The 24536-nt window shown below is 56.6% G+C and carries 21 protein-coding genes; 2 read left to right on the top strand and 19 right to left on the bottom strand.

The window, feature by feature from the left end; genetic code table 11:
* Positions 1 to 79: 79 nt before the first annotated feature.
* Positions 80 to 628, bottom strand: coding sequence for a beta-ketoacyl synthase chain length factor (locus ABIE61_RS15035; RefSeq protein WP_354410940.1), 549 nt, complete (start codon positions 626 to 628; stop codon positions 80 to 82).
* A gap of 196 nt (positions 629 to 824) precedes the next feature.
* On the opposite strand from ABIE61_RS15035, the gene ABIE61_RS15030 reads away from it, so the two are divergent.
* Together ABIE61_RS15030 and ABIE61_RS15025 are read left to right on the top strand one after the other, a co-directional pair.
* Positions 825 to 1265 (top strand): excinuclease ATPase subunit, encoded by a 441-nt coding sequence (locus ABIE61_RS15030; protein WP_354410939.1) that lies wholly within the window; start codon positions 825 to 827, stop codon positions 1263 to 1265.
* Between the two features lie 43 nt (positions 1266 to 1308).
* A complete protein-coding gene (locus ABIE61_RS15025; protein ID WP_354410937.1) occupies positions 1309 to 1959 on the top strand; it encodes a 4'-phosphopantetheinyl transferase family protein in 651 nt (216 codons plus the stop codon).
* An 11-nt stretch (positions 1960 to 1970) separates the two neighbouring features.
* Here the strand turns inward: ABIE61_RS15025 and ABIE61_RS15020 are convergent, their stop codons facing one another.
* The 18 genes from ABIE61_RS15020 to rsmH all read right to left on the bottom strand — a co-directional run bounded on the left by ABIE61_RS15020 (position 1971) and on the right by rsmH (position 24535).
* Positions 1971 to 2906: a Nudix family hydrolase gene (locus tag ABIE61_RS15020; RefSeq protein ID WP_354410935.1), complete on the bottom strand. Its 936-nt coding sequence runs from the start codon at positions 2904 to 2906 to the stop codon at positions 1971 to 1973.
* Positions 2907 to 2918: 12 nt separating this feature from the next.
* Positions 2919 to 4136, bottom strand: a complete 1218-nt coding sequence (argJ, locus tag ABIE61_RS15015; RefSeq protein ID WP_354410932.1) for a bifunctional glutamate N-acetyltransferase/amino-acid acetyltransferase ArgJ — start codon at positions 4134 to 4136, stop codon at positions 2919 to 2921.
* Between the two features lie 20 nt (positions 4137 to 4156).
* On the bottom strand, positions 4157 to 6913 hold the full coding sequence (secA, locus tag ABIE61_RS15010) for a preprotein translocase subunit SecA (protein WP_354410930.1): 2757 nt from the start codon (positions 6911 to 6913) through the stop codon (positions 4157 to 4159).
* 214 nt (positions 6914 to 7127) lie between these two features.
* The gene (lpxC, locus tag ABIE61_RS15005) at positions 7128 to 8042 is read right to left on the bottom strand and encodes a UDP-3-O-acyl-N-acetylglucosamine deacetylase (protein WP_091827404.1); all 915 of its coding nucleotides are present in this window, start codon (positions 8040 to 8042) and stop codon (positions 7128 to 7130) included.
* 95 nt (positions 8043 to 8137) lie between these two features.
* Positions 8138 to 9319: a cell division protein FtsZ gene (gene ftsZ, locus ABIE61_RS15000; RefSeq protein WP_206840700.1), complete on the bottom strand. Its 1182-nt coding sequence runs from the start codon at positions 9317 to 9319 to the stop codon at positions 8138 to 8140.
* Positions 9320 to 9390: 71 nt separating this feature from the next.
* Positions 9391 to 10683 carry a cell division protein FtsA gene (gene ftsA / locus ABIE61_RS14995; protein WP_242530140.1) on the bottom strand — a complete coding sequence of 431 codons (1293 nt, stop codon included), beginning with the start codon at positions 10681 to 10683 and terminating at the stop codon, positions 9391 to 9393.
* Positions 10673 to 11431 (bottom strand): cell division protein FtsQ/DivIB, encoded by a 759-nt coding sequence (locus ABIE61_RS14990; RefSeq protein ID WP_354410926.1) that lies wholly within the window; start codon positions 11429 to 11431, stop codon positions 10673 to 10675. Before ABIE61_RS14990 ends, ftsA begins: the two co-directional genes overlap by 11 nt.
* Positions 11432 to 11435: 4 nt before the next feature.
* Positions 11436 to 12389, bottom strand: a complete 954-nt coding sequence (locus tag ABIE61_RS14985; protein ID WP_354410923.1) for a D-alanine--D-alanine ligase — start codon at positions 12387 to 12389, stop codon at positions 11436 to 11438.
* A complete protein-coding gene (murC, locus tag ABIE61_RS14980) occupies positions 12386 to 13795 on the bottom strand; it encodes a UDP-N-acetylmuramate--L-alanine ligase (RefSeq protein WP_354410942.1) in 1410 nt (469 codons plus the stop codon). The genes ABIE61_RS14985 and murC overlap by 4 nt, the downstream gene beginning before the upstream one ends.
* A 41-nt stretch (positions 13796 to 13836) precedes the next feature.
* Positions 13837 to 14919: an undecaprenyldiphospho-muramoylpentapeptide beta-N-acetylglucosaminyltransferase gene (gene murG, locus ABIE61_RS14975; protein ID WP_354410920.1), complete on the bottom strand. Its 1083-nt coding sequence runs from the start codon at positions 14917 to 14919 to the stop codon at positions 13837 to 13839.
* Positions 14916 to 16142 (bottom strand): putative lipid II flippase FtsW, encoded by a 1227-nt coding sequence (gene ftsW, locus ABIE61_RS14970; protein ID WP_354410917.1) that lies wholly within the window; start codon positions 16140 to 16142, stop codon positions 14916 to 14918. Before ftsW ends, murG begins: the two co-directional genes overlap by 4 nt.
* Positions 16139 to 17488 (bottom strand): UDP-N-acetylmuramoyl-L-alanine--D-glutamate ligase, encoded by a 1350-nt coding sequence (gene murD, locus ABIE61_RS14965; protein WP_354410914.1) that lies wholly within the window; start codon positions 17486 to 17488, stop codon positions 16139 to 16141. Before murD ends, ftsW begins: the two co-directional genes overlap by 4 nt.
* A gap of 25 nt (positions 17489 to 17513) precedes the next feature.
* Positions 17514 to 18596 (bottom strand): phospho-N-acetylmuramoyl-pentapeptide-transferase, encoded by a 1083-nt coding sequence (gene mraY, locus ABIE61_RS14960; RefSeq protein WP_354410911.1) that lies wholly within the window; start codon positions 18594 to 18596, stop codon positions 17514 to 17516.
* A 4-nt stretch (positions 18597 to 18600) separates the two neighbouring features.
* Positions 18601 to 19971 (bottom strand): UDP-N-acetylmuramoyl-tripeptide--D-alanyl-D-alanine ligase, encoded by a 1371-nt coding sequence (locus ABIE61_RS14955; protein WP_354410909.1) that lies wholly within the window; start codon positions 19969 to 19971, stop codon positions 18601 to 18603.
* Positions 19971 to 21485, bottom strand: a complete 1515-nt coding sequence (locus ABIE61_RS14950) for a UDP-N-acetylmuramoyl-L-alanyl-D-glutamate--2,6-diaminopimelate ligase (RefSeq protein WP_354410907.1) — start codon at positions 21483 to 21485, stop codon at positions 19971 to 19973. The genes ABIE61_RS14955 and ABIE61_RS14950 overlap by 1 nt, the downstream gene beginning before the upstream one ends.
* Complete coding sequence (locus ABIE61_RS14945) at positions 21482 to 23200, bottom strand: peptidoglycan D,D-transpeptidase FtsI family protein (RefSeq protein ID WP_354410904.1); 1719 nt, start codon at positions 23198 to 23200, stop codon at positions 21482 to 21484. The genes ABIE61_RS14950 and ABIE61_RS14945 overlap by 4 nt, the downstream gene beginning before the upstream one ends.
* A complete protein-coding gene (gene ftsL / locus ABIE61_RS14940) occupies positions 23187 to 23600 on the bottom strand; it encodes a cell division protein FtsL (protein ID WP_091827416.1) in 414 nt (137 codons plus the stop codon). Before ftsL ends, ABIE61_RS14945 begins: the two co-directional genes overlap by 14 nt.
* On the bottom strand, positions 23597 to 24535 hold the full coding sequence (gene rsmH, locus ABIE61_RS14935; RefSeq protein WP_354410901.1) for a 16S rRNA (cytosine(1402)-N(4))-methyltransferase RsmH: 939 nt from the start codon (positions 24533 to 24535) through the stop codon (positions 23597 to 23599). Before rsmH ends, ftsL begins: the two co-directional genes overlap by 4 nt.
* Position 24536: the final 1 nt, after the last annotated feature.

Raw genomic sequence — 24536 nt, 5'->3', positions numbered from 1 at the left:
GTATCGTTTCCCCTCGGTCAACTGCTGATAACTCATGGTGATACATCTTTTACTTTGGCGAGCGAAAGCGTACCACTAATCAGCAGTTGGCCACCGCTCGCCGTTCAACCATGAGTGTCGCACTTATTATCTGAACTCCCGGGGGAACATCATAAATGAGGCACAGTACGCTCTCACTATTCTGCAGCTGAGTCACAGCCTCCAACAATGCATGAGGGATCAAATTTTCGACCGATGCTATCGCCGTCACTTCACTGACGTCCTTGCGGGCGATTGAGAGCAGCCCACTCACGGCATTGTGAACCGCCAAGCTAAACCCTGTTGGCGACATTGGTTCATCACCAGCAATGCCTTCCAGCAGGGATAAAGTCAGCGGTGTATCACCATGTCTTGATGCAAAGACGCCAGGAACACCATCAACATCTTCGAGCAGGGGCAAGGCCGCACCAGCAGCACAACGACCCAGCTCGGTAAAGCGTCTCCTCAACATGGGAGGAATCTGTTTCAGGGCTACCTTATGCAGCTCGGCAGGGAGAGAAACTGGCTGCTCCAGCCAGCGACTCCAGTCAGAGGAATCTTCCAGTCCAGGTGCCAATGCATTCCATGCTTGCAACTTGAAACTCAGCAATGTCCTTACTCCTGCCTGCAGTACACTCAAAACCAAGCAGGCCAGCCATCCCAGTCTTGAAACATTGTCCCTGTTGAGGGACAAGCGGATTCTACCTGCACTACAGGTCGATGCAAAGAGCAAGTCGTTTGAACAATGAGGTTACTATGCCTATAATCCGCGGCATTCGGGATTCTGATAACACAAGGAGTTAAGCGTGAAAAAAATTGCTGCGTGCCTCTCGGTCTTTCTTATTCTGGCATCACCTCAAGCCTTTAGTCGTGACACCAAGCATATGCTGTCCATTGAGGAAGCATTTCAGTCACCGGATTTCAAAGAGAAGCTGGATCCGAACATCCGTTTCTATTTTGGTAACCAGAGTCACCCTAAAGTATCACAATCTTTTGGGAATTTCTCGACCAACAAAAAAACCAACGCTTTCAACAAAAGCGATGAAGAAGCCTGTCGCTGGGTAATGCTGTCTGCTCTCCTTACCCTGCAGGAACGCGCAATAAAAGAAGGCGGTAATGCTGTCATAAACATTGCCAGCTACTACAAGAAAAACAAGGTCAGCAGTAATAAAGAGTACGAGTGTCATGCAGGGGCGATCATGGCCGGTGTTGCACTGACCGGCGAAGTGGTCAAGCTTGCCCGCTGAGCAGCCATCCCCATGCATCCGGCTTTGGTACACCAAAGTCCGGATGCACTCTCGACTGACATCTGAAGAGATGTTACATCTACTCCCGCCGATGCAACAACAGCATTACCTGCGCATTAGCTCGAATAAACGACAGCGGGAATACCTCCACAGCAGGCTCTTGATATGCCTTGCTTTATCTCGACATTACCAACGTCCAGCCAAGAGCTGGATAATTGAAGAAGCTACCAACGCCGCTCCCATTATTCACAACTTGCCATCCCCTGCTCATATTAGCCTGAGCCACAGCCATGACCTGGTTTGTTTTACTCTAAGCCCACTTAAAGTTGGGGTTGATATAGAAAAAGTACAACCAAGGCAAAACTTGCAAGCGATGGCAGATATGTTCATGAACAGCAGTGAACTAAAGCGATTGCCCAACTCTGAGCACCAACGACAGTTATATTTCTATCGCGTTTGGTGTGCCAAAGAAGCTTTATACAAGGCCCTGCCGAAATTTGAGCAATCAGAAGCAATCTTAAAAAAGCTTTCGTATTTACAATTAAAAAGCGGACAGTTGGAATGGCAGCTGTCTGAGTTTGAACTGGAGGGCTACCAAGCCGCGATTGTGCACAGCAAACATCCGCACACCGCAGTGGAAATTAAGCATTTTATTGATCTGGATTCGTCTCAAGAACGCTCAGTAACACATTAAACGATTCGGCTTCACCACCAGGCCGAGATCGCCGCGATACCCTGAGCCCCCTGCTCTCGAGCCTGAGCCAAGTCATCTTCACCAAGCCCGCCCAGCGCATAGACCGGCAGCCTGCATTCGGCGACCAGTTCGGCAAAACCTTCCCAACCCAACACCGGTGAACCCGGGTGTGAGCGGGTGGGTTTGACCGGTGACAGGGTGATGAAGTCGACGCCCTTCTCTTGTGCCATGCAGATCTGCTCCACGTTGTGGCAGGAGGCACTGAGCCAGCGCCCCTTGAACTGAGCCCGGCTGTCCAGCGCCTGCAAACGCGCCGACGTCAGATGCAGGTGCTCAGCACACAATGCATTGGCCTGCTCAACGGAGGTATTCACCCCCATCAGAGCATTGAATTCGGCACACAACGGTTGAAGCTGTTGATACCGGTCAGCAAAAGCGGTTTCGCTGAGCGACTTGGTACGCAGCATGACCTGAGTAATGCCCTGCTCCAGCGCCTGTTGCAGTTTTCCTGTACAGGCATCGATGTCATCAACGTCACCGGTGATCAGCAGCCGTGGCGACAGACGTGCGGCTGTAATGATGGGCGTGTTGGCCGCGGGAAAGGCATAGTCATCCAGTGCTTCGGGCGCAACCCAACAAACCGGCTGACCTTCGGCCCCATGCGCTTCACCCTCAAACACAGTCACCTCCCATACATCCAGCAGCACCGACTTGTCAGGATAATGATGCGGAATACGAATCAGAGGGTGTGCCTGTAAAACCTGAATCCCCAACTCTTCAAGCAGCTCACGAGAGAGCGCCTGAGCAACGGGTTCGCCAGGCTCTACCTTGCCACCGGGAAACTCCCACAGACCGCCCTGATGCTTGTCATCGGGTCGACGGGCGATGAGGATGTGACCGCGGCGGTCACGAATGACCGCCGCAGCAACGTGGATCAGTTTAGGCATATCGGATACAGATCAACTGCGGTAATCCGCGTTGATGCTGACGTAGTCATGGGACAGGTCTGTGGTCCAGACCCGTTCGGTGACCTGGCCGCGGTTGAGGACCACATGGATCAAAATTTCTTCTCCGTTCATGACCGCCTGACCGGCTTCTTCGGTGTAGCTGGCCGCACGGCCGCCCTTCTCAACAATGCAGACATCGTTGAGGTAGATCTGCAAAGCGTCCAGATCCAGATTGTCGATCCCGGCACGGCCCACACAGGCCAAAATACGGCCCCAGTTCGGGTCACTGGCAAAGAGCGCCGTCTTGACCAAAGGTGAGTGAGCAATGGTATAGGCAACATCCAGCGCTTCCTTGCTGGTACCCGCTGACTCAACACGTACCTCAACAAACTTGGTCGCACCCTCACCATCTCGCACAATGGCGTGTGACAGTGACAACATGACGCGCTCGAGTGCTTCGGTAAACAGACTGGCCAGCTCGTAGTCCGAGCCGTCAATCAGCACGCCGCTGGCACCTGTAGCCGCCAGCATGCAAGAGTCATTGGTTGAAGTGTCACCATCAATAGTGATGCGGTTGAAAGAGCGGTCCGCCACACTGCTCAACCACTGCTGCAGCAGCGGCTGCGGAACCTCGGCATCGGTAGCGACATAACCCAGCATTGTGGCCATATTGGGCATGATCATGCCGGCGCCTTTGGAGATGCCAGTCAGGGTTACCGTCTTGCCCTTGTATTCAAACTGTTCGCTGGCCGCCTTGGGGCGGGTATCGGTGGTCATAATGCCCGAAGCAGCCTGCTCCCAGTTGTTTTCCGACAGATCGGCTTTGGCCGCGTCCAGTGCCGACAGAATCTTCGCTACCGGCAGTGGTTCACCGATCACACCGGTGGAAAACGGCAGCACTGCTCCTACCGGCACATCACACAAGTCTGCAACGGCTTCACAACAGCTCATCGCATCACGCATGCCCTGCTCCCCAGTGCCCGCGTTAGCGTTACCGGTATTAATCAGCATATAGCGTGAACCGGCCTGGCCCAGGTGCTGCTTGCAGATGCGCACCGGCGCAGCGCAAAAGGCATTCAGTGTAAACACACCCGCCAGCGAGCTGCCTTCGGCCAGCTCCATCAGCACAATATCGCGTCGGCCCGGTTTCTTGATCCCTGCGGATGCGATACCCAGACGAAATCCCTTAACCGGATGTAACGGTGGCAAAGTAGCCGGACCAACTGCCATGATGCTGTTTTCCTTAGTAATTAACTGATTTTACCGTGACACTGTTTATATTTTTTGCCTGACCCACAGGGACAGGGGTCATTGCGACCAACTTTCGGGGCGTTACGCACATAAGGCTCGGCATTCTCGGCAGATTCGTCACTCGCCGCCTGAGCCTGCTCGGCTTCAGAGCCGGCCATGGCACTGCCCTGAGCGTGTTCAAAGTTCATCTGCTGACGTTCGGCCTGGGCGCGGCGCTCGGCTTCCATACGTTCCACTTCTTCCTGCTCACGCACCTTCACATGACTCAGAATGCGGATCACATCGCGTTTGATGTTATCAAGCAGGTCCTGGAACAGAGCAAAGGCTTCGCGCTTGTATTCCTGCTTGGGGTTTTTCTGCGCATAACCACGCAGATGGATACCCTGACGCAACAGGTCCATAGTCTGCAAATGCTCTTTCCAAAGCGTGTCGAGGACCTGCAGCATCACCTGTTTCTCGAACATGCGCAGTGTTGGGGCGCCAACAACCTCTTCCTTCGCCTTATAGGCCGATACGATTTCGTGATTGATTTTCTCGCGCAGGGTTTCCTCATGCAGCGAATCATCTTCATCCAGCCACTGCTGTATCGGCATCTGAAGAGCAAATTCAGTTTCCAGCGCTTTTTCCAGCGCCGGTACATCCCACATCTCTTCAAGACTCTGCGGCGGGACATGTTCGCTGATGGTGTTTTCAATCACTTCATCACGCACTGAGGCGATGGTTTCGGAAATATCATCCGATGCCATCACTTCGTTACGCTGGTCATAAATCACGCTGCGCTGATCGTTGGCGACATCGTCATATTCAAGCAGCGACTTGCGGATATCAAAGTTGCGACCTTCTACCTTGCGCTGTGCCTTTTCGATGGCGTTGGTCACCATCTTGTGCTCAATCGCTTCACCCTTTTCCATGCCCAGTGCCTGCATGAACTGGCGCACACGCTCGGAGGCGAAGATACGCATCAGGTCATCTTCCATCGACAGGAAGAAGCGGGATGACCCAGGGTCGCCCTGACGGCCGGCACGACCGCGCAACTGGTTGTCGATACGACGGGATTCATGGCGTTCGGTACCGATAATGTGCAACCCCCCCGCTTCGATCACAATATCGTGGCGTTCACGCCATTCGCGCATGGCTTCATCAACTTCAGCCTGACTACTGTCAGCCGACATTGCTTCCAGCTCAGCTTCCAGCTTGCCGCCAAGCTTGATGTCCGTACCACGACCCGCCATGTTGGTAGCGATGGTAATTGCGCCAGGACGGCCTGCTTCAGCAATGATTTCAGCCTCACGCCCATGATTCTTGGCGTTGAGAACGTTATGCGGAATGTCTTCTTTCTTCAGCAGTGCCGACAGCAGTTCCGATGACTCAACCGAAGCCGTGCCCACCAATACAGGCCGGTTATGTTCACGGCAATGGCGAATTTCCTTGACGATCGCCTGATATTTTTCCTCGATGGTGAGGAACACGATGTCATTGTAGTCCTTACGCTGCACCGGACGGTTGGTGGGAATAACCACCACATCAAGGCCGTAGATCTGACGCAGTTCGAACGCTTCAGTATCGGCCGTACCGGTCATGCCAGACAGCTTTTCATACAGACGGAAGTAGTTCTGGAAGGTGGTTGAAGCCAGTGTCTGGCTTTCCATCTGGATCTGAACGCCTTCTTTCGCTTCAACAGCCTGATGCAACCCTTCAGACCAGCGACGCCCAGGCATGATACGGCCGGTATGCTCGTCAACGATGACGATCTGGCCGTTCTGAATAATGTAGTCTTTGTCACGCTGAAACAGATAGTGGGCTCGCAGTGCGGCCAGCACATGGTGCAACAGGTTCAGGTTTTGCGGCGCATACAGGCTTTCACCTTCGTTAAGCATGCCGTGTTCGATCAGAAGATCTTCCACCAGCTGATGGCCGGCTTCGGTCAGCTCGACCGTGCGGTTTTTCTCATCAACCGCAAAATGCTCATCGACAACCTGTTCAGTATCTTTCGGATCCAGCTCACCATGGAACTGCTGCAGATTGGGGATCAGCTGATTGATCTTCTGATAGGTGGCTGAGCTGTCTTCCGCCGGCCCTGAAATGATCAGAGGGGTACGCGCCTCATCGATCAGGATGGAGTCAACTTCATCGACAACCGCGAAGCAGAAGTCACGCTGCACCTTGTCAGCAAGACTGAACGCCATATTGTCGCGCAGGTAGTCAAAGCCGAATTCGTTGTTGGTACCGTAAGTGATGTCACAGGCATAGGCTGCACGCTTGGATTCCGGGTCCTGCCCGGAGCGCACGACACCAACGCTCAGACCAAGGGATTCGTACAGCGGGCGCATCCAGTCGGCATCACGCTGGGCCAGGTAGTCGTTCACGGTGACAACATGCACGCCACGCTGAGGCAAGGCGTTAAGGTAAACGGCCAGGGTGGCGACCAGCGTCTTGCCCTCACCGGTCTTCATCTCGGCCACTTTGCCTTCATGCAGTGCCAGACCACCGATCAGCTGGACATCAAAGTGCCGCATGCCCATCACACGCTTGGAGGCTTCCCGCACAGCGGCAAAGGCTTCGGGCAGGACCTTGTCCAGCGGCTCCGCCTGTTCCAGACGCTTCCTGAACTCAACTGTCTTGCCTTTCAACTCGTCATCGGAGAGCGCTTCAAAGGCCTCCTCCAGCGTGTTGATCTGCTTGACGATCTTGCCAAGGCGCTTCAGTTCGCGCTCGTTTTTACTTCCCAGAATCTTCTTGAACAGTGAGGTCAGCATAATTCGACTTTTAACCGGTTGAATGCAAAGAGGCGGGAGTAAGCCCGGAGATCCTTTGCCTGAAAAAATGGATACGACATTCTACCTGTATTGGGGCAGATAGTTGAATGTCAATGCGATACAAATTTGACTTGGTGCCGGAACAGCAAAAACCGGCCCTGAAAACGACAAAACCGGCACGGGGCCGGCTTTGTTGGTCAGCGGTAGCGAGTGATCAACCCGCCGCAACCGGACGATGGTAGGAAATAGGGGCAGCCTGTTCCTGGCCTTCAAAAGTAACCAGCTCCCAGGCATCTTCGGTTGCCAGCAGTTCGCGCAGCAACATGTTGTTCAGGTAATGACCGGACTTGTACCCGTAGAATTCGCCAATCAGGCTTTTGCCCAACAGGTAGAGATCACCGATTGCATCCAGCACCTTGTGTTTGACGAACTCGTCTTCGTAGCGCAGACCGTCTTCATTCAGGATCTTGAAGTCATCAACCACGATGGCGTTCTCGAAGCTGCCACCGAGTACCAGGTTCTGCGAGCGCAAGTATTCGATATCGCGCATAAAGCCAAAGGTGCGCGCCCGGCTGACTTCCTTCACGAAGGAGGTGCTGGAGAAGTCCAGTACTGCTTCCATGTTCCGGTTGGCAAAAGCCGGGTGATCAAATTCGATACAGAAACCCACTTTGAAACCATCAAAAGGACGGAAGGTAGCGGTTTTGCCTTCGTTGCTGACGGTTACTTCCTTCTTGATGCGAATGAACTGCTTCGGGGCATTTTGCTCTTCGATGCCGGCAGACTGAACCAGGAATACGAAGGGAGCAGCACTGCCATCCATGATGGGAACTTCTTCAGCACTCAGTTCCACCAGCGCGTTGTCTATACCCAGCCCTGCCAATGCCGACAACAGATGCTCGACCGTCGCAACACGGATGCCATCGCGCGCCAGGTTGGTCGACAGCGTCGTATCGGCTACGTTATCAGCACGAGCCTCGATCTCGAAAACAGGATCCAGGTCAACTCGTCGAAACACGATGCCAGTATTGACCGGCGCCGGCTTCAGCGTCAGGTACACCTTCTGGCCGGTATGCAGACCGATGCCGGTGGCCTTGATGCTGTTCTTGAGAGTGCGCTGTTTGATCATCCGCTTCGCCAACCTAAAATGTTACAAAAATATCAGGAAATTCTAACAAACAAGTGACACCTTCATCAATCTAAAGGTTCTCATCTGCCTGTTTTCTAGTCAGCCTGACGCCGCAGAAATGTCGGGATATCCAGACTTCCGTAGTCATCCCGACGCCCGTTCTGGTCAACGCCTGAATCCTGCTGAGGCTTGTCCAGCAGCGCTTCCTCACGCTGACGACGCAGAATGGTCGGCAGCTCGATTTCATCCAGGTTGAGCGATCCATCCTGTTTGCGACTGGTCGGCGCATTGCCCTGAACCACTTTCATCGACTGATTGCGCGCACGATCAAGTCCTGTGGCAACGACAGTTACCTTGATTTCATCACCCAGAGACGGATCAATAACGGTACCGACCACAATGGTGGCATCTTCATCGGCGTACTGCTCGACGATGTTACCCACCTCGGTAAATTCACCCAGACTCAGATCTTCACCTGCCGCGATGTTGACCAGAATACCACTGGCACCACGCAGGTCGATATCTTCCAGCAGCGGGCTGCGAATGGCGGCTTCGGCTGCCTCTTCGGCACGATTGTCACCACGCGCAACCGCACTGCCCATCATCGCCATGCCCATTTCAGACATAACGGTTCGCACGTCGGCAAAGTCGACGTTAATCATGCCCGGACGGGTAATCAGGTCGGCAATCCCCTGTACGGCGCCCTTAAGCACATCGTTGGCTGCACTGAACGCATTGACCAGACTGCAGTTTTTACCCAGCACCTGCATCAGTTTCTCATTCGGAATAATAATCAGGGAGTCGACCGCATCACGCAGCTCACTGATGCCCTCTTCCGCAATTTTCATCCGCTTGCGGCCCTCGAACGGGAACGGACGGGTGACCACTGCCACGGTCAGAATACCCAGTTCGCGGGCGACCTCGGCCACAATGGGTGCGGCACCGGTTCCGGTCCCACCGCCCATGCCGGCAGTAATGAATACCATATCAGCCCCGGCCAGTGTTTCAGCGATCCTCTCGCGATCCTCGATCGCCGCCTGGCGACCAATATCCGGGTTGGCACCTGCACCCAGCCCTTTGGTCAGCTCACCGCCGATATGCAGCGCCGTACGGGCAGCATTACGGCTCAGTGCCTGAGCATCGGTATTGGCACAGATGAATTCGACACCTTCAACCTCTTTGTTGACCATATACTGTACGGCGTTGCCACCACCGCCACCGACACCGATAACCTTAATCAGCGCACTCTGCGTAACACTTTCAACCAGTTCAAACATGTTTTCCTCCTTACCGGGCGCCTGCCACTACCTTCCGGCACTACCGGCAACTGCATTAATGAATTTCGCTCTTAGAAGTTGCCCTGCAACCATTCCTTGAACCGTTTCAGATACACACCCGGATTAGGTCTGGGCATGCGCGGACGTTCCTGCGGTACCGCAACCAGCTCAGTGCCAGTCTCTGCGGCGATGGGTGCCATCGGCACCTCATGATCCTGTTTGGCATAGTGCAGCAAGCCAATGCTGGTGGCATAGATCGGGTTGCTAAGCTGAGCCTCCAGCCCCCGAATGCCCTGCGGTCTGGCCAACCGTACCGGCATGTGGAAAATTTCTTCCGCCAGCTCCACGGCACCTTCCATCTTGGCGGTGCCACCGGTCAGCACGATGCCGGCTGCTACCAGATCCTCAAAGCCACTGCGACGCAGTTCGGCCTGAATCAATGTGAACAACTCTTCGTACCGCGGCTCAACCACTTCAGCCAGCGCCTGGCGGGACAGATCCCGTGCGGGGCGGTCACCCACACTTGGCACCTTGATCATTTCGTCCGCATGGGCGAGCTGAGCCAGTGCACAGGCGTATTTGATCTTGATCTGTTCCGCATGCTGCGTCGGCGTGCGCAGCGCCATGGCGATATCGTTGGTTACCTGATCACCGGCAATCGGAATAACCGCCGTATGGCGAATCGAGCCGCCAGTAAAGACAGCAATGTCGGTAGTGCCACCGCCGATATCGACGATACAAACGCCCAGGTCCTTCTCGTCATCGGTCAAGACCGCATAGCTGGACGCCAGCTGCTCCAGCACTACGGCATCCACCTCAAGGCCGCAACGGCGGATGCATTTTTCAATATTCTGAATCGCGTTGATCGCCCCCGTAACGAGGTGCACCTTGGCCTCCAGCCGCACGCCCGACATTCCCAGTGGCTCTTTGATCCCTTCCTGATTATCGATCAGATACTCCTGCGGCAGGATATGGATGATTTTCTGATCCGCTGGGATGGCCACGGCACGCGCTGCATCAATCACGCGTTCAAGATCATAGTCTGACACTTCGCGATCACGCACGGCCACGATGCCATGGGAGTTCAGGCTGCTGATGTGGCTTCCGGCGATTCCCACCGTGACCCCGTGGACCTTGCAGCCGGCCATCAGTTCAGCCTCTTCCACGGCACGCTGGATCGAGCTGACAGTTGATTCAATATTGACCACCACACCACGCTTCAACCCGCGTGAAGGCTGGGAACCGACGCCAACGATCTCGATTGTGCCCTGTGGGGTCATTTCGCCCACCAGACACACCACCTTCGAGGTGCCGATATCGAGTGCGACGATCATGTTACCTGCCATATCGCCCTTAACCTGCATTATCCTGTCCTGCTCCTGCGCGCCAGCTAACGGCCACGCCATTGGTATATCGAATATCGATCTGCTCTATCTGCCCCGCCTTTTCGGCCAGATTCTGGCGATAGATGCTTAAAAAACGTTTCAGCCGCGGTACCAGTTGCTCACGGCCGGCAATAACGCGAATACCGTTATCCAGCTCCAGTGTCCAGGCACCACGCGTTTCCAGTGTCAGGCCCGTAAGTCGCAGCCCTTCACTGGAAAACATCCGGTTCAGGTCATGAAATTGCTGCATGATCCTGACCGTTTCATGGGCTGGCCCACTCAAACGTGGCAGCGCACGGTATTCCGGTTTCAGCTCGGGCCAGAAAATATCGCCCTGGTGGTTCAGAAGCCCCTTGTCACCCCAGCGGGCAACCGGCACCTCCTCTTCCAGTTGTACCTCCAGCGAAGGCGGCCACTGCCGTCTGACACTGGCGCTGTGCACCCAGGGATCACCGACCAACTGCTCCTGAATCTGCTTCAGATCCAGCTGCAGCAGCGGACTGGTGAGGCCTCCGGCCAGTGTCTGTGCAAGCGCGGTTTTGTCCAGATGGCGTGTCGCCCCCGCCATACGGATCTCAGCCACCGGCTGATTCAGCCAGCCCCAGAGCTCACGCAGCGCCGAGCTGCCAATGCCGACAAACACCACCAGCAGCGTCAGCAACACAACACTGCGCCAGTAGCGATCCAGCCCCTGTTGTGTGTGTTGTTCGACACTGCTCCTGCTCATGAGCTTACTCCCGCTCCCCTGCCGTACGCAGGATTTCAACCACCAGCTGACTGAAGCTGATACCCGCCTCACGGGCGGCCATGGGCACCAGACTGTGGTCTGTCATGCCAGGCGCTGTATTCACCTCCAGCAACTGGAACTGCCCATTGGCATCCATCATCACATCCACACGGCCCCAACCATGGCAACCGGCAATCTTGAATGCCTGCTGCACCAACTGCTGCAAAGACTCGGTCTGCTCCGGCGAAAGTGCGGTTCTGAAGTGGTAAGCGGTATCTGCCGCTTCATACTTGGCCGTGAAGTCATAGAAATCATGCGGTGTTTCCAGCCGAATCACCGGCAAGGTTTCATGCCCCAGCACCGCCACTGTAAATTCCGGCCCATCCACCCACTGCTCGGCAATCACACTGCTGTCATAGGCGGTTGCCTGAGCAAAGGCGGCCTCCAGTTCGGCACGGGTGCGCACCTTGCTCATGCCGATACTGGAGCCTTCATGTGCAGGCTTGACCATGATCGGATACCCCAGACGGGCTTCAACAGCCCCAAGGTCGGCACCTTCGTCCAGCACGGCAAATGCCGGTGTCGGCAACCCTGCGCCCTGCCACAGCAGCTTGCAGCGCAATTTGTCCATACCCAACGCCGATGCGCAGACACCGCTGCCGGTGTAGGGCTTGTGCATCATTTCCAGCAGTCCCTGAATGGTGCCGTCCTCGCCACCACGGCCATGCAGAATCAGGAAGGCACGGTCAAAATCGGCCTGCAGCAGCTGTGCAACGGGGTCACGCCCATCTGCCGCAAGGTCGACAGCAAAGGCATCCACACCTGCAGCCTGCAACCCGCGCAGTACTTCGGCACCGCTGCGCAGCGAGATTTCACGCTCAGCGGAGCGCCCTCCCATGATGACGGCCACACGGCCAAAGGCAGCCGCTTCCGATGCATCCAGTCGCCACTCATTCATGCTTTATTCTCCGCATCGACCGCTGTAAGACTTTCCTGTTTCAACTGATGCGCCAGACTGGCGATGTTACCGGCCCCCTGCGTCAACACCAGATCACCGGGCTGCAGCACATTGCGCAACACTTCTGCCACATCATCGGGCCCCTCAACAAACACCGGTTCAACGCCCCGCTGGCGAATACTGCGGCACAGACTACGCGAGTCCGCACCGGGTATCGGTTCTTCACCGGCCGGGTAGACCTCCATCAGCAACAGCAGGTCCACTTCCGACAGCACCTGTACAAAGTCTTCGTACAGATCTCGTGTACGGGTAAAGCGGTGTGGCTGATAGATCATTACCAGACGCCGATCGGGCCAGCCTTCGCGTACCGCACGAATAACCGCCTGCACTTCACGTGGGTGATGACCATAGTCGTCCACCAGCGTGGCACTGCCGTTAGCCAGTGGCAGCTCGCCCAATACCTGAAAGCGGCGCCCAACACCTTCGAATTTTTCCAGTGCCCGCACGATGGCGGCATCATCGATCTGCTCGTCAGAAGCAACTGCAATGCACGCCAGCGCATTCAGTACGTTGTGCCGCCCAGGCATGTTCAGGCACACCTCAAGGGGCTTCTGTCCCGCCGGACGCTCAACCCTGAAACGGGTTTGCATGCCGTTCTGTCGCAGATTCAGCGCACGGTAGTCAGCGCCTTCATGGAAGCCATAGGTCAGGGTTGGTCGGCTGACCTCGGGCAGAATCTCACGCACCACTGGATCGTCGGTACAGAGTACGGCCAGACCGTAGAACGGCAGGTTGTGCAAAAAGCTGACAAAGGTCTGCTTCAGCTTGCCGAAGTCGCCGCCATAGGTGTCCATATGGTCAGCATCAATGTTGGTTACGATGGCGACCATTGGCTGCAGGTGAAGAAAGGAAGCATCACTTTCATCCGCTTCGGCGACCAGATATCGGCTGCCGCCAAGCTGCGCATTGGTACCGGCACTGGTGAGTCGACCACCAATCACAAAAGTGGGATCGAGCCCACCTTCCGCCATGATGGATGCCATCAGGCTGGTGGTGGTGGTTTTGCCGTGAGTGCCTGCCACCGCAATGCCGTGGCGGTAGCGCATCAGCTCGGCCAGCATTTCGGCTCGACGCACCACCGGAATGCGCAGCTCGCGCGCAGCGGCCACTTCCGGGTTGGTTTCGTTCACCGCAGTTGAGGTCACGATGACATGAGATCCGACTACATTACCTTCGGCGTGACCGATAAAGACCTGAGCACCGAGCGATTTCAGCCGATCCGTGGTGGCGGACGGGCGGATATCAGAGCCGGATATCTCGTAACCCTGGTTCAGCAGGACTTCGGCGATGCCACACATGCCAACGCCACCGATACCGACAAAATGGATGCGGCGAATACGGCGCATCTCGGGCACCTCGTAGACTTTTACGCTGCGGTTCACCGCTGTCACTTCATAACCTCCAGACAGATTTCTGCCACTGTCGTGCTTGCCTCGGGACGGGCCTGCTCACGCGCCCGCTCGGCCATCTGCAATAATTGTTCTCGACTGCCAAGTTCGCTCAGCAGAGCGGCCAACCGCTCCGGGTTCAACTCAGACTGCTGCACCACTCGCGCAGCACCGGTCTGTTCCAGATGCCGCGCATTAGCGGTCTGGTGGTCATCCACTGCATGGGGGAAGGGCACAAAAATGGCACCCAGCCCTGCAATCTCGATTTCGCTCACGGTCAGGGCGCCTGAGCGACACAGCACCAGATCGGCCCAGCCATAGGCTTTGTCCATCCGATCGATAAACGGCACCACACTGGCCGTGACGCCCGCTTCGGCATAAGCCGCCGTGGTTGAGTCCAGGTGACGCTTGCCGGTTTGATGCCAGACTTCCGGGCGCTGTTCCTGTGGCAGCAGCGCCAATGCCCTGGGCAACATCTCATTGATCGCCAGCGCGCCCAGACTGCCTCCCACTACCAGCAGACGCAACGGACCTTCACGGCCGGCAAAGCGTTCGACCGGCGGCGCCAGCTCAAGAATTGGTCCGCGTACCGGATTGCCGGTGGTGATAACATCCCCGCGCCCGGCAAAAGCCTGCGGAAAGGCCTGCAATACTTTGCTCGCCAAACGTGCCAGTGTGCGGTTGGTCATGCCCGGAATCGCATTCTGCTCATGCACCACAACCGGAACGCGTAACAGCCATGCCGCCAGACCACCCGGGCCTGAAGCAAAACCGCCCATACCCAGCACGACATCCGGCTTGGCGCGGTGTAACACGCCCAGCGCCTGCCCAAGCGCACGAGCAAGACGGAAGGGTGCCAGAAGCAGGCTTAACCGCCCCTTGCCACGCAGCCCCGTTACTGAAATTCTGTACAGCGGGATGCCGGATTTGGGCACAATTTCGTTCTCGATACCAACCTGACTGCCCAGCCATTCGACCACAACACCTCGCTGACGCAGAATATCGGCCGTTGCCAGCGCCGGAAATACGTGACCTCCGGTACCACCTGCCATGATCAATACCTTGCGTGAGGTGTCACTCATGCTGGTCGCTCCTCCAGTTTCAGTATTCGCCGTACCAGTGGCAATTCGCGTGGTACCTGCTTCAGCTGCTGACACTTGAGTTCGTAATCAACGCGCAGCACGATCGCGATCATCCCGGCACAAACCAGCAAACTGGACCCACCGTAACTGAGCAATGGAAGCGTCAGCCCCTTGGTGGGCAGGGCTCCCACGTTAACGCCGATATTGATCAGCGCCTGACCGGCAATGATGAAACCGAAGCCATACACCATATAAGCCCTGAAGAACTGCTGCATTTTTTCAGCACGACGACCAATGATAAAAATCCTGGCCACCAGCAACACATAAAGCGCCACTACTATCAGTGCCCCCAGCAACCCCAACTCTTCCGCCAGTACCGAGTAGACAAAGTCAGTATGCGCCTCGGGCAGGTAAAACAGCTTCTGCACACTGTTGCCCAACCCGGTACCAAACCAGTCGCCCCGTCCAAAGGCGATCTGCGCCTGCGACAGCTGATAGCCGCTGCCATAAGGGTCAGCCCAGGGGTCGGTAAAACTTTTCAGGCGCTCAAGCCGGTAGGGCTGAGCAAAGGCCAGCAATCCAACCAGCAGGCCGGCTGACACTACAACCACCAGCAGCTGCATGAACCGCATGCCGCCCAGAAACACCATGCCGGCTACGGTGCCGACGAGTACAACCAGTGCACCGTAGTCTGGCTCCATAAGCAGGGCCACACCGTAAAAACCCATCGGAATGGCCGGCTTGACCACGCCCCACCAGCCGCTGCGGACTTCCGCCAAACGCCTGACAAGGTAACCGCTGATGAAAATCACCATGCACGCCTTGGCGATTTCGGAGGCCTGAATATTGATAGGCCCCACGCCGATCCAGCGCCGCGAACCATTCACTTCACGACCAATACCGGGAATCAACACCAGTATTAGAAACGCGAGACCGATCAGCAGCAGCACACCACTGTATTTTTCCCAGGCTCTGACCGGCACCATCAGCGCCAGGGTGCCACTCACCAATGCAACCAGCAGAAACCCGCCATGGCGCAGGATGAAATGACCCGGTGAACCAAAATCGCGCGCCGCCACATCCATGGACGCGGACGTAATCATCACCAGCCCGGTCAGCATCAAGGCAAGTGTGCTTACCAACAGCAAGGGGTCCAACGGCGCCACTCCTGCTGGCACTTGCAGCCTGGCGGGGATCTGAATGGATGGCAGCGCCAGTCTCATGACAGCCCCTCCACCGCCTGAATGAACATCTGCCCACGCTCGCTGTAACCCGAAAACATGTCGAAGCTGGCACAGGCTGGCGACAGCAGTACTACATCACCCGGACGGGCAAGCTCCGCTGCACACTGCACCGCTTCCGCCATGCTGCCAGCAAAATGATGCCGAGGCCCTGCAACCTCTGCCGCGATCAGATTGGCATCGCGACCGATCAGTACCAGATCACGACTGTAGCAACGCAGCGGTGCGGCCAGTGACACAAAAGACTGGTCCTTGCCAACACCACCTGCAATCAGAATCAGACGAGCATCACCTTCCAGCGTAGCCCCCAACCCCTCCAGTGCCGCCAGCGTAGCGCCGACATTCGTGCCCTTGGAGTCGTTGTAATAGCTCACACCCGCAACGTCCGCGACCCACTGGCAGCGATGCGCCAGGCCCGCAAACTTCTGCAGCGCTCTGAGGGACGCGTCACGTGGAATATCAACCGCATCCGCCAAGGCCAACGCCGCCAGACCATTGGCCAGATTGTGGCTGCCGCGAATTTTCAATGCCGAAGCCGGCAACAGTGGTTCAAGCCCACAGGCGAGCCAGGCTTCACCCTCATGATCCAGCAAGCCATAATCCTTGAGATCCGGTCGATTAAGACCAAAGCTGCGCAACTGCACCCCCTGAGCCAGCAGGGGCTGAGTCAGTGGGTCCTCACGATTGGCAACCACGACAGCAGCGCCACGGTAAATGCGCTGCTTGGTCAGGGTATAGTCTTGCATGCCGTTGTAACGATCGAGATGATCAGGGCTGACATTCAGAACGGTCGCTGCGGCTGCGCGCAGTTCATGCGTGGTTTCCAGCTGAAAACTGGACAGCTCAAGCACAAACAGCTCAGCGGGGTCCTGCAGCAAATCCAGTGCCGGAGTACCGATATTCCCCCCCACACCCACCTTGATACCGGCTGCTGCAGCCATCTCACCTACCAGTGTGGTCACGGTACTTTTGGCATTGGAGCCGGTAATGGCCACGATGGGAGCCTTGGCTTCACGGCAGAACAGGTCGATATCACCCAACAACGGCACACCTGCCGCCACGACAGAAGCGATAACCGGATGCCTTTTGTCCACTCCCGGGCTGATGATCAGCTCACCGGCACGACCAAGCCAGTCGGCATCAAGCTCACCCAATCGAAGCTCTACAGATGGAAATTCAGCGCGAAAGGCATCAGCCCCGGCCGGAGCCTCGCGTGTGTCGCAGACCGCAAAATGCAGCCCTCGCCGATGCAGGTAGCGCGCACAGGACAACCCGGTCTGGCCCAGACCGATGATGATGCGCTGCTTGTCAGTCGTAATCAGACTCACCCTGCTCTCCTGCTCGAAACTATCGTTAACGAATCTTCAATGTCGCCAGACCAATCAACACCAGCACCACAGTGATGATCCAGAAACGCACGATGACCCGCGGTTCCGGCCAGCCCTTTAATTCAAAATGGTGATGGATCGGCGCCATGCGAAAAATACGCCGCCCTGTTAGCTTGAATGAGGCCACCTGCAGGATCACGGAGATGGTTTCCATCACGAACACCCCGCCCATGATCACCAGTACCAGCTCCTGCCGCACGATGACGGCAATCACTCCCAGAGCTGCACCCAGTGACAGGGCACCTACGTCACCCATGAACACCTGAGCCGGGTAGGTGTTGAACCAAAGAAATCCCAGACCGGCCCCAACAATGGCACCACAAAAGATGATCAACTCACCGGAGCCAGCCACGTATGGAATGTGCAGATAGTTGGCAAACTGAACGTGACCACTCAGATAGGCAAATACGGCCAGCGCCGCCGCCACCATCACCGTCGGCATGATCGCCAGGCCATCAAGGCCATCGGTCAGGTTGACCGCATTGGAGCTGCCCACAATGACGAAGTAGGTGAAGACAATGAAGAAAATCCCCATATCGATGGCGATATCCTTGAAAAACGGCAAAATCAGCTGAGTTTCCACTGGTGACTGCGCCGTCATGTACAGCACTACGGCGGCACCCAGCCCGCCAATCGACTGCCAAAAATACTTCCAGCGTGCAGGCAAACCGCGAGGGTTCTTCTCGATCACCTTGCGCCAGTCATCCACCCAGCCGACGGCACCGAAGATCAGCGTTACAATCAACGTCACCCAGACATAGCGGCTGGTCAGATCGCTCCACAGCAACGTACTGATGGCGATGGAGAGCAGAATCAGAGCCCCCCCCATGGTAGGCGTTCCCGCTTTGCTCAGATGTGATTGGGGGCCGTCAGAACGGATCGCCTGACCGATCTGTTTTTCCTTAAGGCGCGTAATCAACCAGGGACCCAGAAAGAGCGACAGGCCCAGAGCGGTCAGGATTCCCATGATGCCGCGCAGGGTGATGTAGCGGAACACCCCGAAGCCGGTATAAAACTGTGACAGGTATTCAGCGAGCAACAAAAGCATGGTTTCAGTTATCCCCTTTCAACAAGGCCGCAACTACCCTGTCCATTGCGGCACTGCGCGAGCCCTTGACCAGAAGGGTCAGCTGTTCCTGCGGCAGTGCCTGAATATGTGTTATCAGTTGTGTTTGTGTCGCAAAATGCTCGGCTCCCTGCCGGATCGCCGCATAGGCATCGGCCGCTGCACGCATGGCAGAGCCGGTTACCAGCAGCTGATCAATATCACGCTCGGCCGCATAGCGACCCACTTCGGCATGCAGCTGTTTCGATTGCTCGCCCAGCTCTGCCATGTCACCCAGTACCAGCACACGATGCCCTGGCAGCTGGGCCAGCAGATCGATGGCTGCCTTTACCGCATCGGCATTGGCGTTGTAGCTGTCATCAATCACCAACGCGCCGCTGTCAAGGCGATGTGGACTGAGACGCCCCGCCACCGACCGGCACTGATCCAGTACACCGGCAATTTTTGACAACGATCGCCCTGCCGCCACCCACGCCGCCGCCGCCGCCGTTGCATTGGCCACGTTGTGGCGCCCAAGCAACTTCAACGATACCGGCAGCTGTTCTGTACCGTCATCCAGCACAAAACGCCAGCTGCCATCCGCATTCATCTCCAGCTTTGAGGCACTGACATCGGCAGCGCCATTTTCGACGCCAAAGCTGATCATGCGACGTTTTAGCCGCTGCAGGCGCTCAATCCAGGCCGAGGCATGGGGCGAGTCCAGATTGACAACCCCCACGCCACCTTCGGGCAGCCCTTCAAAAATTTCGCCCTTGGCACGCACCACACCCTCAAGGCCGCCGAAGCCTTCCAGATGGGCACCCATCGCATTATTGAGTATCGCCACATCAGGGCGGGTCATGGCTGTGGTGCGAGCAATTTCGCCCTGTGCACTGGCGCCCAGTTCGATCACGGCGGCCTCATGCTCGGGTGACAGCTCCAGCAGCGTCAGCGGGGCGCCAATTTCGTTATTCAGGTTACCCCGGGTTGCCAATACCTTGCCGCTGGTGGCCAATAGCCGTGCCAGCATCTCTTTCACCGTGGTTTTGCCGCCACTTCCTGTGACGGCAAACACGGGTGCACGGAACAGCGAGCGGTTGTATCCGCCCAGCTGCCCCAATGCCTTTAGGGTGTCGGTGACAACCAACTGAGGCAGGGTTGTGTTCATCAACTGACTCACAACCACGGCCTCAGCCCCCTTCAACTCGGCAGCACCGACAAAATCGTGACCATCAAAATTAGGGCCCTTCAATGCCACAAACAGATCACCCGACTGCAACTGCCGGCTATCCGTGACAACCCTTGCGACGGTCCTGTTCTCTCCTTGAAGATGCGCTCCGAGCACCTGCTTGAGCTCATCCAGTTCGAAGGCGCGCATCATACATCAGCTCCCTGTTTCAATACACGCAAGGCGTGCTCATGATCACTGAATGGGTGGCGTGTTCCATCTATTTCCTGATAGTTTTCATGCCCTTTTCCGGCAATCAGTACGAGATCGCCGGGACCGGCATGACTCACAGCCCAGCGAATGGCAGTTGCACGATCCTGCTCCACATGCAGGCGCGCAGTCGCAGGCACCCCTGCCATAACCTCACGAATGATCTGCTCGGGTGGTTCACTGCGTGGATTATCACTGGTCAGCACCAGCCGATCGGCAAGCTTTGCTGCAACAGCGCCCATTTCAGGCCGCTTGCCCCGGTCACGATCACCGCCACAGCCAAATACACACCAGAGATGCCCACTGCCAGGCTGGTGCAGGCGCAACGCCTGCAATGCCTGCGCGAGCGCATCCGGGGTATGGGCATAATCAACAACGACCAGCGGTTGCCCTTCGGCCTGAGGTAAACACTCCATACGTCCGGCCACCGGCCTGACTGCACCAAGGGCTGACGCGATCTGCTCAAGATTGAAACCCAGCAGCTGCAGAAGGGTTGCACTCAGCAGCAGATTACTGACGTTAAAGCTGCCCAGCAGGGCCGAATGCACTCGCTGATGACCCTGAGGGGTTGTAAGCTCAAACCGGCAGCCGCTGGCATCAAACTCCAGCTGACCGGCAGCCACATCAACTCCAGGCTCGACACTGCCGAAACCGAGAACACAAGACGATTCGCTGGCTTCACGATCAAACAAGGTGCGACCAAATACATCATCCAGATTGATTGCCTGCAGCGGCGGCGCATAGTCTGCAAACAGACGAGCCTTGGCATCGCCATAGCGCGCCATGTCACCATGATAATCAAGATGGTCCCGGGTTAGGTTGGTAAACGCTGCCGCCGTAAAATGCACCCCAGACACACGCTTCTGGTCCAGTGCATGGCTGGACACCTCCATCACCACGTACTCGGCACCCTGAAGCCGAAATTGGGCCAGCAATGCCTGCAGCGCGATGGGATCGGGCGTGGTATGGGTTGCCGGCTGCAAATCATCGACAAAACCGTTGCCAAGGGTGCCGATTACGGCACAGCGATGCCCCAACGACTCGAGTGCCTGTGCCAGATAGCTGCTGCAGGAAGTCTTGCCGTTGGTACCGGTTATGCCGACCACCTTCAGATGCCGGCTGGGCCGGTCATGAAAGCGGCTCGCCACATGACCCACCACCTGGTCCAGGTTATCAACCTCCAGCAACGGAACGGAAACCTCGGCTCGTTCGGCGCTGTCCAGTACGCCATGCTGTACCATCACCGCAACAGCACCCTGCTTGATCGCATCCGAGATAAAGTCAGCACCGCGATGATTGATACCTGCACGCGCAAAAAACAGGTCGCCAGGTTTAACCCGACGACTGTCCAGCGCCAGACCACTGACATTCACACTGCGATCAGACGGCAAAGCCGCAAGCGTTGCACACGCCTGCGGCAGTAATGTGAGCAATGATTGAGAATACTGATTCATTGCATCGCCACATGAGTTGATGGAGGTTCAGGCCATTTATCCGGCGGCACATTCAAAAGCCGCAGAGAGCCGGCTGCGATACGCGAGAATATTGGTGCCGCTACTAACCCGCCGTAATATTCCTGCCCTTTTGGGTTGTCGACCATCACTGCGATAACCAGACGCGGATTGGTCAGAGGTGCAACCCCTGCAAACACCGACACATACTTGTCTTCGGCATAACCGCCTCCGCTCGCCTTGTGAACCGTTCCGGTCTTGCCACCGACACGATAGCCTTCAACCGCTGCCCGTCGGCCCGTACCTTTTGCACTTATGACGGTTTCAAGCATATCCAGCACCTGAGGCCCCACACCCGGCGGCAAAACCCGGGTGCCAGCGAGTGTCTGAGTCTGTTTCAGCAGCGTTGCCGGTCGCATGATGCCGTCGGCCGCCAATGGAACATACGCCTGTGCCAGCTGCAAAAGCGTGGTGGAAAGACCATAGCCATAGGACATGGTTGCACGTTCAACACGCTGACGCTCCGCCAGGAACGGCAACACTCCGGTACGTTCACCGGGAAAGCCTGTGCCGGTATCTCGGCCAAGGCCCACATTGTGCAGCAGGTTGCGAACGGTATCATGCGGCATTTCGAGTGCGAGTCTGGTCACTCCCACGTTGCTCGATTTGGTGATGATCCCGGTAAGATCCAGCTTGCCGTAGTTGCGATGATCCTTGATGCTGGCGCCACCCACTCGAATATATCCGGGTGAAGTATCGATGATGGAATCACGCGTATACTGGCCACTCATCATGGCTGCTGCCACAGTCAAGGGCTTCATGGTGGAGCCCGGTTCAAACAGGTCCGTCAGTGCCCGGTTACGCAACGCATCCGTCTTGAGTTCCGAACGGTCATTGGGGTTGTAGGATGGCTGATTCACAAGCGCCAGAACTTCTCCGGTCTTAACATCCAGTACCACGGCAGAGCCGGCATCAGCACGATGCGACTCCACCGCTGCCTTAAGCTCGCGATAGGCCATGTACTGCAGGCGCAGATCAATACTCAACTGCAGATCGCTTCCAGCATCGGCATCCTGCAGTGAGCGGATATGCTTGATGGTACGCCCCACACGGTCTTTGAGCACCAGCTTGCGCCCAGGCTCGCCCCTCAGGCTGTGGTTATAAGCCAGCTCAAGCCCCTCCTGACCTTCACCATCCACGTTGGTAAAACCGATCAGGTGGGTTGCCACCTCTCCTGCCGGGTAGTAGCGCTTGTATTCACGGTCTGCATGCACACCCGGAATACCCAGTGCCTCAACGGCCTCTGCCAGTTCGGGCGTTACCTGTCGTTTCAGATAGAGAAAGCGGCGCTCGGGGTTTGCTGTCAGCACCGACTTGAGTTCGTGCGGCTTCATATCAAGCAACTGGGCCAAACGGGTCAGTCCGCCGTGCTGCAGGTCGGTTCGCAACGGGTCTGCCCAGATGGTTGCAACCGGTGCACTCACCGCCAACGGTTCACCGTTGCGATCCGTAATCAGCCCACGGTGAGCCGGAATCAACATGGTTCGCAGCGTTCGAGCATCGCCCTGACTGCGCAGAAAGGCTTGATCATCACCGTAGAGTGACAACAGTTTTGAAGTAATACCCGCCACGATCAGCGCCAGCAAAAACACAACCAGCCAGATCCGCCAGCTTCTGGCTGCATGGGTCTGTATGATCGGGTCTTCACTTTTGCTCATGACGTATGATCTCGATTGCTTCTGTTTCCGGCACGACCATATCCATTTCACTGGCCGCCAGCGACTCTATCCGATGGTGCGAGGACCATACACTCTGCTCCAGCAGGTACTGCCCCCACTCCACCTGTAACTCGTCCCATTGCTGCACCAGAATCTGGTGCTGGTTAAACAGACGGCGGTATTCATAGGCCGAAAAAATGACCGCCATCGCACTGATCATCACTGCCAGGGTCAGCCCCGTCACCAGCAACGCCGGCACCAGCAACTCACCTCCGCTTACCATTCGCTGCTCAGGTTCCCCTTTTGCGCGCTGCGGCAACAGCCTGCGCCGCGCAGACCCAAGCCACTCCTGCCAGAACTCGGCCGTCAACCAGACGGGTGTGCCAAAACCAAGCTTCATGCCAGTTTGATGGCGGCACGCATTACAGCACTGCGTGCCCTGGGGTTCTGGTTCAACTCATCCTTACCTGCCTTTACAGCCTTCCCTGCCGATTTAAGGCGTCGTTTCATCATCGCATCGGTCACCGGCACACCTGGCGGCAAGTGCTCATCCCCTTTAACGTGACGACGAATGAAGCGCTTCACAATCCGGTCTTCCAGAGAGTGAAAGCTGATCACGACCAGCTTGCCCCCTGGAGCCAACACCTCAAGCGCCTGATCCAGGCACTGTTCCACATCATCCAGTTCACGGTTAATGTGGATGCGAATGCCCTGAAAGGCACGCGTCGCAGGATTTTTGCCTTTTTCCCAGCGAGGGTTGGCTTCTGCAATGATTTTTGACAGCCGTGCCGTTGTGGTAATGGGAGCCTGCTCTCGTTCAGCCACGATTGCGCGCGCCATACGCCTTGAAAAACGCTCTTCGCCGTAGCGATACATCACATCCGCGATTTCCTGCTCATCAGCACGATTGATCCAGTCTGCGGCACTCTCACCGCTACTGGTATCCATGCGCATATCAAGCGGACCGTCGTTGACGAAGCTAAAACCTCGCTCAGGATCATCCAGCTGAGGCGAACTGACCCCCAAATCCAGCAGCACGCCAGTGACCTGCCCCATCAAGCCACGCTGCTCAACAAAGGACTGGAGCTGTGCAAAAGAACCATGTTCGATACTGAATCGAGGCTCACCGGCAAAGCGCTCAGCGGCAAAGCTGATTGCTTCGGGGTCCTTGTCGATGGCCATGAGACGACCGCCTGCAGAAAGCTCTGCAAGGATACGCGCACTGTGACCGCCACGGCCGAAGGTGCCGTCGATGTAGAAGCCTTCCGGATCTGTTACCAGCTCCTTGACCGCCTCTTCCAACAGAACTGTGGTATGGCTGAATGTCTGACTCATG

Origin of the sequence: Marinobacterium sp. MBR-111 (assembly GCF_040547585.1) — a bacterium.
Taxonomy (GTDB): domain Bacteria; phylum Pseudomonadota; class Gammaproteobacteria; order Pseudomonadales; family Balneatricaceae; genus Marinobacterium; species Marinobacterium iners.
This window is presented reverse-complemented; position numbering and strand designations above follow the sequence as displayed.